Below are 12,920 nucleotides of genomic sequence, written 5' to 3' on the forward strand. Positions count from 1 at the left end.
AGATCCGCCCCCTGTTATCCCTCCTGATACTGCTCACAGGCCTGCATGTCGTCCCAGCCCTGGCCCAATCCCCCTGCCCGGCAGGCACGGACTGCGCAACCCATGCCGCTGCCAATGACAGCAATATGGAGGGTGAGAACGGGAGTTACGGGACCAATGGAACTGACGGCGCCAACGGAACCGATGGGGCTAATGGGGCCGATGGGGCCGATAGGGCCGATGGGGCCGATGGGGCCGATGGGGCCGATGGGGCCGATGGGGCCGATGGGGCCGATGGGGCCGATGGGGCCGATGGTAGCCACTAGAGGCGTGTCTGCAACACTCTTTTTCTACCCATAACGCTTGGATGGCACGGTCACAGCTCCTGCCGCGCCTGCATTTCACACTGGTTCCATACCGTTTTGATCTCTGGAAGAGTGGATCCATAACAACAGGATCCACTGGATTAATGGCGGAACGGGCCATGTTCCCCTATATCTTCTGTACCCCAACAGGAGAGAATCCATGTCGAGCCTCAGCGAAAACAGGCTGTTTTTGCTGCTTTTTTTATCGCTGTTGCTGGCCGGTACCGTGCAGGCAGCGGCGCAAAGCAGGGATTTCAGACAGGCACCCAAGGCGCTCAGCGCACTGAAAAAAGGCCAGGTGGCACAGAGTCAGGGCAACCTGACCCAGGCCATCCACTTCTACTGCGCCGCCGCCACGACGGGCAATCCGGAAGGTTACTTCCGCATCGGCCGTCTGCTCGCCACAGGCCCGGGCTCGGTGCGCAACCCCAGGATGGCCAACGCCTACCTTGCCATGGCGATGCGTCTTGGCAACCAGCAGGCCACTCGCTACTACAACGCCCGCATCGGCAATGCCGTCATGGGGGATCAGTGTGGCGCCGGGGTCGGCGGGGGTGGCGGCTACTTCGCCGAGATCCCCAGTACCCCCTTCAACCTGGATGCCTATCTGGCCCGCCAGTCCCCGGCCAAGCAGAAGCTGGTCATCATGCTGCGCAGTGCCGCCAAGCGCCACCGCATCGATGAGCGACTGGTGCTGGCCATCGCCATCGCCGAATCCAATCTCAACAGCAGCGCCGTCTCCCCCAAGAACGCCCAGGGGCTGATGCAGCTCATACCCGAGACCCAGCAGCGCTTCGGCGTCACCCGCCCCTTCGACCCCGAGCAGAACATCAAGGGTGGGGTGGCCTACCTCAAGTGGCTGCACACCCACTTCGACGGCAACTGGACCCTGATGTCGGCGGCCTACAACGCCGGCGAGAAATCGGTGGAGCAATACGGGGGCATACCCCCTTATCAGGAGACCCAGCAATATGTGCGGCGGGTCCTCTACTTCGCGGGTCACAAGCAACCCTGAGAGATGCCGCCAGCGGCGGCATTTATTGACAACATTCACATCCGCGTTTGCGCAACCGTTTGCCTTTCGGTAGGATCCTGCGCTTCCTCGCAAGACCAACAGGTAACCCATGAACTTCATCAAACGCTGCTCGCGTCTGCTCACACTGTTTGCCCTCTTCTCCTCTGCCGTCACGGCGGCCAGCCCGGCCCCCGCCCCCATCCTGATCCAGGGGGCCATGGATGTCGAAGTGGAGACCCTGGTGGCCGCCCTGAAAGACAAGAAGGAGCTGACCGCGGGGGCCTGGACATACTGGCAGGGCACTATCTCTGGCTATCCTGTGGTCATCTCCCGCACCGAGGTGGGGCTGGCCAATGCCGCTGCCGCCACCACCCTCGCCATGGAGCGTTTTCAGCCGCGCCTCATCATCAACCAGGGCACGGCGGGCGGCCATGATCCGGCGCTGCACCGGGGAGATATCGTCATAGGCACCAGGAGCTTCAACATGGGCGCCTATCGCAGCGACCTTGCCCCGGCCGAGCAGGGGGTCGACCCGAGCAAATGGCACAACTTCGATGTGACCATGCGCCTGCGGGACAAAGGCAAGCTGGTGGAGCACACCTCGTTTGCCGGTGACCCCGAGCTGGTCGGGCGAGCCCTCGGCATGGCCGATCGCTATCGCCATGGCCGCGTGGTCCCTGGCGTCATAGGCACTGCCGACGAGTGGAACCGGCAGGTGGCCCGCATCAACTGGCTGCACCAGACCTACAACACCGCAGCAGAAGAGATGGAGACCTCCTCCGCCGCCCTGGTGGCCGAGGCCTACAAGGTGCCCTTTGTCGGGATCCGGGTGCTCTCCAACACGGATCTCCACGGTGAGGAGTTCGATCCGCAGACCGCCATCCACTGCCAGCAGTTCGTCATCGATTACGCAAAGGCGCTCATCAACGGCTTCAAAAAAGTCTGATACGCCACAGTGGCAGCCGGGCCAACAAGGCGGCATTTGTCGTGGACATCCGGGTGCTCTCCAACACGGATCTCCATGACGAGGAGTTCGATCCGCAGACCGCCATCCACTGCCAGCAGTTCGTCATCGACTACGCAAAGGCGCTCATCAACGGCTTCAACAAAGCCTGATACGCCAAAGAGGCCGCCACAATGGCGGCCTCTTTGCCTTGCCTACCCAGATCCACCGCCAAACCCAAACCAGCCGCAATATCCCGCACTTCCATCAAGGTCCTGACCGGGCCAGCCTGCAACACGGCAACACGGACCCGCATATGACTAGCTAACACACGCCTTGCGCCCATGGTGGCGGTAGTAACCCACCAGATTGCTGACCATGAAGAGCCCCTCCATCAGTGCCGCCACCGGTGAGCCCACCAGCAGGTTGTTGGTCAGCCAGCAGAGGGTGCCGAGCAGCATCCAGCGCCGCAGCAGGCGATCATCCTGGCAGAAGGCGGCCCGGGTTTGCAGCAGACTGCCCAGCAGGCCAAGCAGCGCCAGCGGCCCCTGATAGGTCGCCAGCACGGCGGCGCAGGCCAACCCCATAAATAACCACATCAGGACGCGGCTCGTTGCCAGCATGCTGACCAGAAAACGCACGCTGGCCAGCAGCAAGAGGCTGGCGGCCGACGCTTGCCCCAGCAGCGCGAAATGGCCGGCATTGAGGGCGCAGGAGAGGGCCAGACAGGCCAGGATCCCCCTGCGATCCCGCAGCTGAAACGACAATAGATCCAGCAGCAAGGCCAGGCTCACCACCAGTTGCGACCACAAAAACAGCGACATCATCCATCCCTCCAACCACCTTCGAATGGCGCAGCATGAGGGGATGACAAGGGGGCGGCATTAACTCCTGTTAATGCGCCGGCGGATCCGCGACAGGGTGACCGGGCTGATGCCGATGTAGTTGGCGAGCTGCACCTGAGTGAGCCGCGCCGGCCAGTGGGGGAAGGTGTGGCAGAGCTCCTGGTAGCGCTCCTCGGGGGAGTGCAGCAGCAAAAAGGCCTCCTTGCGCTCCTTGTAGCCCAGCTGCTGGCGCAGCAGGGCCAGGCAGAGGGGCTGAAACGCCGGCTCATCCAAGAGGGCGAGCGGCACTCGCACCACCTGCAGCGCCGTGAGTGCCTCCAGCTGGTAGCGGGCAGGTGTACCACTCAGCCAGCTGTCATAGAGCAGGCAGAGTTCCTCTTCGAAATAGAACTCCTTGCAACGCTCCTGCCCGTCCCGGGTGTAGTGACAGGCGCGGGCTATGCCCTGTTCGACATAAAACGCCGCCTCTTGCCGTGCCCCTTGCGCCAGCAAAACGTGACCGGCGCTCAGGGTCAGTCGTGGCAAGCGCTGGCAAAGGGCGTCACTCACAGCCGCGTCCAATCCCATTGCGGTGAGAAAGGCCGACAGTGAGGGTGTCTGGGGGGATGCGGTCATGACGGCTCCGGGACAAAAAGAAGCCCACATGATGCCAAGATTGCGCGGCTGATGCAGCAAGACGTGACCGCCTCGGCAAAGGGGGGCGCCAACCGGGCGCCACCTTTGCCCCCCCCTGTCCATTGGTTTACAATCGACGGGTTTTTTGGAACCGGGTTGGCGGCGTGCCGACCTGGCCCCACCACGACATCAGTCCGTTAGTGCCAAGACATTAACCTGCTGAAAAGGAAGAGAATTAGCCAATGGCTCAATTTATTTACACCATGAACCGGGTCGGCAAGGTAGTGCCGCCCAAGCGTCATATCCTCAAGAACATCTCCTTGAGCTTCTTCCCGGGCGCCAAGATAGGCGTACTGGGTCTGAACGGTGCCGGTAAGTCCACCCTGCTGCGCATCATGGCCGGCATAGATACAGAGATCGAAGGGGAAGCCCGTCCGCAGCCCGGCATCAAGATCGGCTACCTGCCCCAGGAGCCGAAGCTGGATCCGGAGCAGACAGTCCGCGAAGCGGTGGAAGAGGCGGTCGGCGACGTCAAACGCGCCATGGCCCGTCTCGACGAGGTCTATGCGGCCTACGCCGATCCGGATGCGGATTTTGACAAGCTGGCCCGCGAACAAGGCGAGCTGGAAGCCATCATCCAGGCCCAGGGTGGCCACAACATGGAAAACCAGCTGGAGCGCGCGGCCGATGCCCTGCGTCTGCCGGCCTGGGACGCCAAGATCCAGCACCTCTCGGGTGGTGAACGCCGTCGCGTAGCCCTCTGCCGTCTGCTGCTGGAAAAGCCGGACATGCTGCTGCTGGATGAACCGACCAACCACCTGGATGCGGAATCCGTGGCCTGGCTGGAGCGCTTCCTGCACGACTACGAAGGTACTGTGGTCGCCATCACCCACGACCGCTACTTCCTCGACAACGTGGCTGGCTGGATCCTGGAGCTGGACCGCGGCGAAGGTATCCCGTGGGAAGGCAACTACTCCTCCTGGCTGGAGCAGAAAGATGCCCGTCTGGCCCAGGAAGCCAGCTCCGAAGCCGCTCGTCGCAAGTCCATCGAGAAAGAGCTGGAGTGGGTTCGTCAGAACCCGAAAGGCCGTCAGGCCAAGTCCAAGGCCCGTATGGCTCGCTTCGAAGAGCTCAACACCAACGACTACCAGAAGCGCAACGAGACCAACGAGCTGTTCATTCCGCCCGGACCCCGCCTCGGCGACAAGGTGCTGGAAGTGGCCAACCTGCGCAAATCCTACGGTGATCGCGTGCTGATCGACGATCTCTCCTTCGCCATTCCGAAGGGGGCCATCGTCGGCATCATAGGGCCTAACGGGGCCGGTAAATCCACCCTGTTCCGCATGATGTCGGGTCAGGAGCAGCCGGATTCCGGTACCATCACCCTGGGCGATACCGTGGTGCTGGCCTCGGTGGATCAGTTCCGCGACAGCATGAACGACAAGAAGACGGTGTTCGAAGAGGTCGCCGACGGCCAGGACATACTGCGCATCGGCACCTACGAGTTCCCGAGCCGCGCCTATATCGGCCGCTTCAACTTCAAGGGCGCCGATCAGCAAAAACGCGTCGGCGAGCTGTCCGGTGGTGAACGCGGCCGTCTGCACCTGGCCAAGCTGCTGCAGACCGGCGGCAACGTGCTGCTGCTGGATGAACCGACCAACGATCTGGACATCGAAACCCTGCGCGCCCTCGAGAACGCCCTGCTGGAGTTCCCGGGTTGTGCCATGGTCATCTCCCACGATCGCTGGTTCCTCGACCGCATCGCCACTCACATCCTGGATTATCAGGACGAGGGCAATATTGCCTTCTTCGAAGGCAACTTCACCGAATACGAAGAGTGGAAGAAGAAGACCTACGGCGCCGAGGCAGTCCAGCCTCACCGCGCCAAGTACAAGCGCATCACCAAATAAGGGTGACGGCGTCACAAGGGGAGCCCAGGCTCCCCTTTCTATTGCCTTTTGGCATACAATCCAAGACGGATGCCTTTGCATGGATGTAGCAAGATGACGACCCAGACCCCCACAGAGAAGAAACTCACCATCCAGATCCGGGTCGAGCCCGGCTGCCTCGGGCCGGATGGCAAGGAGCATATCGAGACCTTCTGTGTCGCCGCCGCCAAGATTTTCTCTGTCATCGATCCTGACCTGGTGAGCTGGGTGCTGATCCCGCGCTACGACAAGCAGTTGCCGGAGCAGGAGTTCTTCATCGAGGGACGCAAGCTGACCGAGGAGCAGGCCAGCCTGTTTCTGCGCCGTGTCGGCCGGGAGCTGGGAGAGGTGCAGGATAGACTCGACTCTGTGCTGGCCCAGCTGGTGGAGCGTTACTTCAAGACACTTTAAGTCCCCTCTTCCCGAAAAAGGTTCTCCAGCGAGAACCTTTTTTCATGCTCAAATAGCAAACGTTTGAATTTTTGCTCTATTCATTGATCCGCTTCGCAGATCCGGGGTTTGTAAACGGCGCCGCCTGTGTGAAAATGTGCGCGCTGTCACGGTATCAGGACGAGTCTGGTCACTTAACCACCAGAAACAGGGCAACCACTCCCGCATGGATGGGATGGCCCTTTTCCCTGCTGCTTATTTCACGTCACCTATTGGAATCCAACATGAATCAACCACACCAGGCCCCCACACAGGCCGCCGGGCAAGGATTGCTTGAGCGTCTGTTTGCCCTGCAAGGCCATGGCACCACGGCCCGCACCGAGGTCATCGCCGGCATCACCACCTTCCTGACCATGGTCTACATAGTGTTCGTCAACCCGCAGATCCTCTCCAATGCGGGCATGGACACCCAGGCGGTGTTCGTCACCACCTGCCTGATCGCCGGTATAGGCAGCATACTGATGGGCCTGCTGGCCAATCTGCCCATCGCCCTGGCCCCCGCCATGGGGCTGAACGCCTTCTTCGCCTTCGTGGTGGTGGCGGGCATGGGGTACTCCTGGCAGGTCGGCATGGGCACCATCTTCTGGGGCGCCCTGGGTCTGCTGATCCTGACCCTGCTGCGGGTGCGCTACTGGCTGATCGCCAACATACCGCTTACCCTGCGGGTCGGCATCACGGCCGGTATTGGCCTGTTGATCGCCCTGCTCGGCCTGCACAACGCCGGCATAGTAGTGGCCAGCCCCGCTACTATGGTGACGGTGGGCAACCTCACCTCCCTGCCCTGCCTGCTGGGTCTGCTCGGTTTCTTCCTGATCTGCATCTTCTCCGCCCGCGGCGTCCACTCCGCCGTGCTGATCGCCATCGTCGTCACCACTACCCTGGGCTGGCTGTTTGGCGACGTCACCTTCAAGGGCTTCGTCTCCATGCCGCCGAGCATAACGCCGGTATTCGGCCAGCTGGATCTGATGGGGTCGCTGGACATCAGCCTGGCGGGGATCATCTTCTCCTTCATGCTGGTCAACCTGTTTGACTCGTCAGGCACCCTGATCGGCGTCACCAACCGCGCCAAGCTGGCCGATGACAAGGGCCACTTCCCGCGCATGAAGCAGGCACTGCTGGTGGACAGCGTGAGCTCGGTGGGCGGCGCCTTCATGGGCACCTCCTCGGTCACCGCCTTTATCGAGAGCAGCTCAGGCGTCGCCGTCGGCGGTCGCACCGGCCTCACCGCCATAGTGGTCGGCGTGCTGTTCCTGCTGGCGATCTTCTTCTCCCCGGTTGCCGCCATGGTGCCTGCCTATGCTGCCGCCGGCGCCCTCATCTATGTGGGCGTGCTGATGTGCTCCGAGCTGACCCGGGTGAAGTGGGAAGACCTGACCGAAGCGGTACCGGCCTTTATGACAGCCGTCATGATGCCGTTCAGCTTCTCCATCACAGAGGGGATCGCCGTGGGCTTCATCTCCTACTGCGTGATGAAGGCGGGCACAGGCCGCTGGCGCGAGATCAACCCCTGCGTGCTGGTGGTGGCCCTGCTGTTCGTGCTCAAGTTCGTCTGGGTCGACAGCCACTAAGCCTGACTTTCGCACACAAAAATGCCCGTCATCGACGGGCATTTTTTATGGCTGACAGATAACGGCACTCAGCGAATACCGCGCGCCTCGCGGATCCACTCCCAGGCCTGCTGTATCTCCTGGGTCTTCTCCTTCGCCATCTCCATCATCTCGGGCGGCAGCCCCTTGGCGGCCAGCTTGTCCGGGTGATGCTTGCTCATCTCCTTGCGGTAGGCGCGCTTGATGTCCTGATCGCTGTCGCTCTCGCTCACTCCAAGCAGCTGGTAGGCATCCTTGAGGCGATCCTTGGAGGGCGCCTCCTGCCGGTACTGTTGCCCGCCGTGCCCACCGTCCTGATACTGGCCGCCGTGAGCCCGGTTGAAGAAGTTCATCTGCGCCTCGGCCATGGCCAGGATGCGGGCCAGCTCGATGCGGCTGAAACCCAGCTCATCGGCGATGGTGTGCAATATGGCGCGCTCGTTGGCCTCGACCTTGCCATCGGCAAAGGCGGCCTGCAGCTGCACCTCCAGGAAGAAGCGCAAAATGTCGCGCTGCCCCAGGCTGGCACGGCGGAATTCGGCCAGGGTTTCCTGCAGCGGGAACCCGGCCTCCTTGCCCAGCCGGAACGACTCCTGGGCGCGGGCCCGCTGATCGCCCACCAGCCGCATCCGATCCATCAGGTTGGACGCGACCCGGATCTCCTGCTCAGTGACCTGGCCGCTCGCCTTGGCGATATGGCCCATGACGGCGAAGGTGGCGTGGAAGAAAACCGCCTGCTGTTGCTGACTGGGGCCACGCTGGAACGCCCCCCGAATACCCATGCCCCGATCGAAACGATGGCCGATCCAGAGGCCAAGCAGGGCACCAAAGATGTTGCCGAGCAGAAAACCGAAGAAGGCGCCAAGCACCTTACCCCAAATACGCATGGTTCAAGACCTCGTGATGTTAATGAGAGTGCCCCAGCAGCTGGTCATCCAGCTCGCGCAGCCGCGAGACAGTGCCTATGTCCCGCCATTCGCCGGCCAGCATGGTGCCACCGACCCGGCCTTGCGCCATCCAGTCGCGCAGCAGGGGAGCCAGCTTGCGCGCACCCGGCGACAAGTCGGCAAAAGCGGCGGGGTCATAGAGCCCGACACCACTGAAGGTGAAGGCCGGCGCATCCTGTACCCGACCCGCGTTAAGAGAGAAATCTCCGCCTGGATGCTGGGGTGGATTGGGCACCAGCCAGAGATGGGCCAGATCCTCCCCCAGTGGCTGGGTCACCAGGGTGCGATAGTCCAGGTCGAGCCAGGTATCGCCGTTGATCACCAGAAAAGGCGCCGGACCGAGCAGGGGCAGCGCCTGCACTATGCCACCGGCGGTTTCCAGCGCACTCGCCTCTGCCGACCAGTGAATCTGGACCCCGAACGCACTGCCGTCACCGAGCGCTTCCACCAGTTTGTGGCCAAGCCAGGCGTGGTTGATGACAAGTGTGGTCACACCGGCCGCCGCGAGCTTTTCGATATGGTGCACTATGAGCGGCTTGCCCCCCACCGCCAGCAGCGGCTTGGGCAGGCTGTCGGTGAGCGGGCGCATGCGCTCGCCACGGCCGGCGGCCAGGATCATCGCCTTCATGGTGTCACCTGCGCGGTGCGGTTCATACCGGGCAGCACCACCTGCTCCAGCCACAGGCCGAAACGGGCCAGCACGGGATAGGTGGCGCCATGCTGGTGGCACGTGTCCACCACATAGCCCAGGGTGCGAGGAATGTCCTTGAGGTAACCGGATTTGCCGTCGCGATGGTAGAGGCGAGTGAAGATGCCTGCCGCCTTCAGGTGGCGCTGCATGCCGGTCAGGTCGGCATGACGACGGAAACTGGCATAGTCGAGCCCGCCAAGCAGCCCCGCCTGCTGCAGGGTATCGAAGCCCTGCCGCATGCCCTGCTCGATCACCTCATCCGGCCAGCGCACGTAACAATCCTTGAGCAGGGAGACCAGGTCATAGCTAAGCGGCCCGATGACCATGTCTTGGAAGTCGATGATGGCAAGCCGGCTGCCATCAGGCGTGTCACCACCAGACACCATCAGGTTGCGGCTGTGAAAATCCCGGTGCATCACCCCCTGCGGCTGAGCCAGATTGTTGGCGGTGAGGCAGGCGAAGGTGTCATCCAGCAGCCGTTGCTCGGCTTCACTGAGCTGCAATTGCAGGTGATGACCCAGCAACCACTCGGGGAATATGCTGTTTTCACGGGCCATGAAGGCTGCGTCGAAGGGCTCCAGCACCAGATCCACTGCCCCCAGCGGGGGCAGCAGCGCTATGGCCTTGCCATACCAGGCCTGCACGTTGTGCGCGTCCAGACAGCCGATAAGCTGGGTATCCCCCAGATCTGTCACCGCCAGCAGGCCCTGCTCATAATCCACAGCCCTGACCTCGGGCGCCAGCAACCCCGTGGCATGCAGGGCGGCAGCATTACGGACAAACTCATGATTTTTTTCAGTTTTCGGATTGGCATCCACCCACACCAACCCCCCACCACGGTGGTAGCGGCGAAAACTGGCGTCACCGGAAATCAAGGTCAACTGAAGGTTGGCATCACCGGAAATCCGGCGCGCCCATTGCAATAGCAGGGAATCGCGATCGTACATAAGTCAGGGACCAAATTGGAAAGCAGCACTTGGCTGTTAGCCCTGGCCGCAATAATGCTTTATCATTGCCGGCTAACATAAAGCAATGACATGCAATGTCAACTCGATGAATCCTGTCGTAAAATGCATGTCTTGAATCAGCCGTAGCTACCACGGATTGCGCGAGTCTTTCACATGACAAAATGGACACTGGGGTACGCTTATCCCATCGCCCTGACCATCAGCCTTGTTCCAGCCCTGACCCCGGCCATAGTGCAGGCGGCACCGCTGACGCCGCCGCCCGCCACCGGGATCCTGGACGGGCTCTGCTATGACTATGTTCCCAAGATAGAGCGGCTGGCCCCGGACAAGGATGCCAACGCCCAACCCGTCGAAGTGGATGCGGATCGGCTCGAGGCCAAACAAGGCGGCACCGCCGTCTATCAGGGCGATGTCAAGCTGCGCCAGGGTGTGCGCAAATTTGACTCAGATTATGCCGAGCTCGACCAGAAGAGCCGGGATGTCATCGCCATCGGCAACATCTATTACAACGATGGCCAGATCACTGTCACCAGTGACAAGACCCTGAAATCCAATCTGGATACCAAGAACTCCGAGCTGGAAGAGGGCAAGTATCAGGTGCACGGTTCGCCGGTGCGCGGCTCCGCCGACCGGGTCACAATGACCAACAACAACCAGAACATCACTCTGGAAGGGGCCCAGTACACCACCTGCCCACCAGGCCAGGAAGTGTGGACTCTCAAAGCGGGCAGCATAGACATAGACCAGACAGAAGTATTCGGGGAAGCCTGGAACGCCAGCCTCTGGCTATATGACTATCCGGTCTTTTACTTCCCCTATATCAACTTCCCCATCAAGGATGAGCGCAAGACGGGTCTGCTCTATCCGGGTTATACCCAGAGTTCCCGCAACGGCATGGACATCACCCAGCCGTTCTACTGGAACATAGCCCCCAACTACGACGCCACCATCACCTCCCGCTTCATGGACAGACGGGGCCTGATGGAGCAGGTCGAGTTCCGCTACATGCCGGATCCGGCCCATGTCGGCAGCCTCTATTTCGAGAACCTGGCCAACGACAAGCAGTATGACCCGACCGATCCCAGCTTCACCGGTCTGGATGACGGTCATCGCTACCTGCTCAACGCCCGCCACACCTCGCTGTTCGCCGACAACGCCATGCGGGTCTCGGTCGACTACACCAAGGTGCGGGACAGGGATTACAACTACTACAACGACTTCTCCCCCAAGGTGGGCACCCAGGTCGAGAACCAGTTGCAGCAGTCCCTGATGGCCGGCTACTTCCAGCCCAACTGGAACATCAATACCGAGGTGCGGACCTACCAGATCCTGCTGGCCAGTGCCCAGCAGCCCCACGAGCTGATGCCGCGCATCGACCACAACTACTACCAGCAGGGCAGCTGGTACGATCTGGCCTGGAACACCGAGATCACCAAGTTCGGTTACAACAATGCCCAGGCCATCGAGCAGAACAAGGGCAGTGCCTACACGGGTACCCGGGTCTATACGGCCCCGACCCTGACCATGCCGCTGATCGACGAGGCGGGCTACTACCTCGACAGCCAGTACAAGCTGATGTACACCCGTTACGATCAGGAAGTGCCGGACAACATGAGTTCCACCTTCGTCAATCGCTTCACCCCAGCGGGTGCGAACGGCGTCACCCTGGATGAAGGCATCATCACCCGGACCCTGCCTTCCTTCCGCCTCAAGGGCGGCATGACTTTCGAGCGCAACCAGAACTGGTTTGGTGACGATGCCAACCAGACCCTGGAGCCCGAGTTCCAGTACCTCTATGTGCCCTACAAGGATCAGGACAACATAGGCGTCTATGACTCCACCAACATGCGCCAGGACTACTACAGCCTGTTCAGCGATCGCCGTTATGCCGGTCTGGACCGCATCAGCGACTCAAATCGCGTCTCGCTCGGTGTCACCACCCGGGTCTATGATGCGGCTGGCGATGAACGAATTCGGCTGGCCGTTGCCCAAGCTTTCGATTTTGTTGCGCCCAGGGTCAAGCTCTACCCCAGCGAATCCTTGGCCACCAACACCCGCTCACCGCTGTCGTTTGAGGGGGACGCCAAGATCAATGAACAGTGGTTTGCCCATGCCGGTGCACAATATGATATGGATCAGAGCGAGATCAGCTCGGCCAACAGCGCCGTCGAGTATCGCCGCGAGAAGCTGATCAGCCAGCTGAACTACCGCTTCGTGCGCGATGCCAACTACGACCTGTCCAACACCAACCAGGTCGCTGACCTCAACCAGGTCGGCATGCTGTTGACCACGCCGCTCAATGACCAGTGGCACCTCTACGGTGGCTACTATCATGACCTCGATCAGGGGGTGAAGGTGGATCGCAAGGTGGGTCTGAAATATGACTCCTGTTGCTGGAGCATCAACTTCAACCTGGAGTGGGTCAATACCCCGGATAACGTGACCATGCGTCCGACCTCGGAGCGCAGCCTGGGCATTCAGTTTGAAATGAAAGGATTGGGTAGCGTGGGTACCGGCTCCAAGGGCACCTCCCTGGATACCGAAGCACTGCCTTACATTCGTCCGTTTAACCTGCGAGACCAGTAACC

12 protein-coding genes and 1 pseudogene are annotated in these 12,920 nt (G+C 61.3%); 7 read left to right on the top strand and 6 right to left on the bottom strand.

What is annotated here, in order from left to right; genetic code table 11:
- Positions 1–14 precede the first annotated feature (14 nt).
- Positions 15–302 carry a hypothetical protein gene (locus ACM3N8_RS07330; RefSeq protein WP_416015818.1) on the bottom strand — a complete coding sequence of 96 codons (288 nt, stop codon included), beginning with the start codon at positions 300–302 and terminating at the stop codon, positions 15–17.
- Positions 303–504: 202 nt separating this feature from the next.
- Here ACM3N8_RS07330 and ACM3N8_RS07335 point away from each other — a divergent pair, with 202 nt between their 5' ends.
- From ACM3N8_RS07335 to ACM3N8_RS07345, 3 genes and pseudogenes are all read left to right on the top strand, one after another.
- Positions 505–1,359, top strand: a complete 855-nt coding sequence (locus ACM3N8_RS07335) for a lytic transglycosylase domain-containing protein (protein WP_098980633.1) — start codon at positions 505–507, stop codon at positions 1,357–1,359.
- Between the two features lie 109 nt (positions 1,360–1,468).
- Positions 1,469–2,305: a 5'-methylthioadenosine nucleosidase gene (locus tag ACM3N8_RS07340; RefSeq protein ID WP_290019622.1), complete on the top strand. Its 837-nt coding sequence runs from the start codon at positions 1,469–1,471 to the stop codon at positions 2,303–2,305.
- Positions 2,306–2,352: 47 nt separating this feature from the next.
- Positions 2,353–2,475 (top strand): annotated as a pseudogene (locus ACM3N8_RS07345) (5'-methylthioadenosine nucleosidase); the annotation flags it as partial.
- A 147-nt stretch (positions 2,476–2,622) separates the two neighbouring features.
- Here ACM3N8_RS07345 and ACM3N8_RS07350 read toward each other — a convergent pair.
- Both ACM3N8_RS07350 and ACM3N8_RS07355 read right to left on the bottom strand, forming a co-directional pair.
- Positions 2,623–3,129 (bottom strand): YgjV family protein, encoded by a 507-nt coding sequence (locus ACM3N8_RS07350; RefSeq protein ID WP_172955189.1) that lies wholly within the window; start codon positions 3,127–3,129, stop codon positions 2,623–2,625.
- A gap of 57 nt (positions 3,130–3,186) precedes the next feature.
- Positions 3,187–3,762, bottom strand: a complete 576-nt coding sequence (locus tag ACM3N8_RS07355; protein ID WP_098980636.1) for a Crp/Fnr family transcriptional regulator — start codon at positions 3,760–3,762, stop codon at positions 3,187–3,189.
- A 242-nt stretch (positions 3,763–4,004) separates the two neighbouring features.
- Here ACM3N8_RS07355 and ettA point away from each other — a divergent pair, with 242 nt between their 5' ends.
- From ettA to ACM3N8_RS07370, 3 genes are all read left to right on the top strand, one after another.
- A complete protein-coding gene (ettA, locus tag ACM3N8_RS07360) occupies positions 4,005–5,672 on the top strand; it encodes an energy-dependent translational throttle protein EttA (RefSeq protein WP_098980637.1) in 1,668 nt (555 codons plus the stop codon).
- A gap of 93 nt (positions 5,673–5,765) precedes the next feature.
- The gene (locus ACM3N8_RS07365; RefSeq protein WP_043135129.1) at positions 5,766–6,101 is read left to right on the top strand and encodes a hypothetical protein; all 336 of its coding nucleotides are present in this window, start codon (positions 5,766–5,768) and stop codon (positions 6,099–6,101) included.
- Between the two features lie 263 nt (positions 6,102–6,364).
- Positions 6,365–7,708, top strand: coding sequence for an NCS2 family permease (locus tag ACM3N8_RS07370; protein ID WP_043135131.1), 1,344 nt, complete (start codon positions 6,365–6,367; stop codon positions 7,706–7,708).
- Positions 7,709–7,776: 68 nt separating this feature from the next.
- Here ACM3N8_RS07370 and djlA read toward each other — a convergent pair whose 3' ends face one another.
- The 3 genes from djlA to ACM3N8_RS07385 are packed head-to-tail and all read right to left on the bottom strand — an operon-like array spanning position 7,777 to position 10,311.
- Positions 7,777–8,613, bottom strand: coding sequence for a co-chaperone DjlA (gene djlA / locus ACM3N8_RS07375; RefSeq protein ID WP_043135133.1), 837 nt, complete (start codon positions 8,611–8,613; stop codon positions 7,777–7,779).
- 19 nt (positions 8,614–8,632) lie between these two features.
- The gene (murU, locus tag ACM3N8_RS07380; RefSeq protein WP_416015822.1) at positions 8,633–9,301 is read right to left on the bottom strand and encodes an N-acetylmuramate alpha-1-phosphate uridylyltransferase MurU; all 669 of its coding nucleotides are present in this window, start codon (positions 9,299–9,301) and stop codon (positions 8,633–8,635) included.
- Positions 9,298–10,311, bottom strand: a complete 1,014-nt coding sequence (locus ACM3N8_RS07385; RefSeq protein ID WP_264304830.1) for an aminoglycoside phosphotransferase family protein — start codon at positions 10,309–10,311, stop codon at positions 9,298–9,300. Before ACM3N8_RS07385 ends, murU begins: the two co-directional genes overlap by 4 nt.
- Positions 10,312–10,485: 174 nt before the next feature.
- Here ACM3N8_RS07385 and lptD point away from each other — a divergent pair, with 174 nt between their 5' ends.
- The gene (lptD, locus tag ACM3N8_RS07390) at positions 10,486–12,918 is read left to right on the top strand and encodes an LPS assembly protein LptD (protein ID WP_264304829.1); all 2,433 of its coding nucleotides are present in this window, start codon (positions 10,486–10,488) and stop codon (positions 12,916–12,918) included.
- Positions 12,919–12,920 lie beyond the last annotated feature (2 nt).

It is taken from the genome of Aeromonas sp. A04, from assembly GCF_047780465.1.
In the GTDB taxonomy this organism is placed as follows: Bacteria; Pseudomonadota; Gammaproteobacteria; order Enterobacterales; family Aeromonadaceae; genus Aeromonas; species Aeromonas bestiarum.

What these genes read in the sequence shown, in the direction of transcription:
- ACM3N8_RS07365 (WP_043135129.1), top strand. Translation starts at nt 5,766, where the DNA reads ATGACGACCCAGACCCCCACAGAGAAGAAACTCACCATCCAGATCCGG.
- djlA (WP_043135133.1), bottom strand. Translation starts at nt 8,613, where the DNA reads ATGCGTATTTGGGGTAAGGTGCTTGGCGCCTTCTTCGGTTTTCTGCTC.
- ACM3N8_RS07355 (WP_098980636.1), bottom strand. Translation starts at nt 3,762, where the DNA reads ATGACCGCATCCCCCCAGACACCCTCACTGTCGGCCTTTCTCACCGCA.
- ettA (WP_098980637.1), top strand. Translation starts at nt 4,005, where the DNA reads ATGGCTCAATTTATTTACACCATGAACCGGGTCGGCAAGGTAGTGCCG.
- ACM3N8_RS07340 (WP_290019622.1), top strand. Translation starts at nt 1,469, where the DNA reads ATGAACTTCATCAAACGCTGCTCGCGTCTGCTCACACTGTTTGCCCTC.
- ACM3N8_RS07335 (WP_098980633.1), top strand. Translation starts at nt 505, where the DNA reads ATGTCGAGCCTCAGCGAAAACAGGCTGTTTTTGCTGCTTTTTTTATCG.
- ACM3N8_RS07370 (WP_043135131.1), top strand. Translation starts at nt 6,365, where the DNA reads ATGAATCAACCACACCAGGCCCCCACACAGGCCGCCGGGCAAGGATTG.
- ACM3N8_RS07385 (WP_264304830.1), bottom strand. Translation starts at nt 10,311, where the DNA reads ATGTACGATCGCGATTCCCTGCTATTGCAATGGGCGCGCCGGATTTCC.
- murU (WP_416015822.1), bottom strand. Translation starts at nt 9,301, where the DNA reads ATGAAGGCGATGATCCTGGCCGCCGGCCGTGGCGAGCGCATGCGCCCG.
- lptD (WP_264304829.1), top strand. Translation starts at nt 10,486, where the DNA reads ATGACAAAATGGACACTGGGGTACGCTTATCCCATCGCCCTGACCATC.
- ACM3N8_RS07350 (WP_172955189.1), bottom strand. Translation starts at nt 3,129, where the DNA reads ATGATGTCGCTGTTTTTGTGGTCGCAACTGGTGGTGAGCCTGGCCTTG.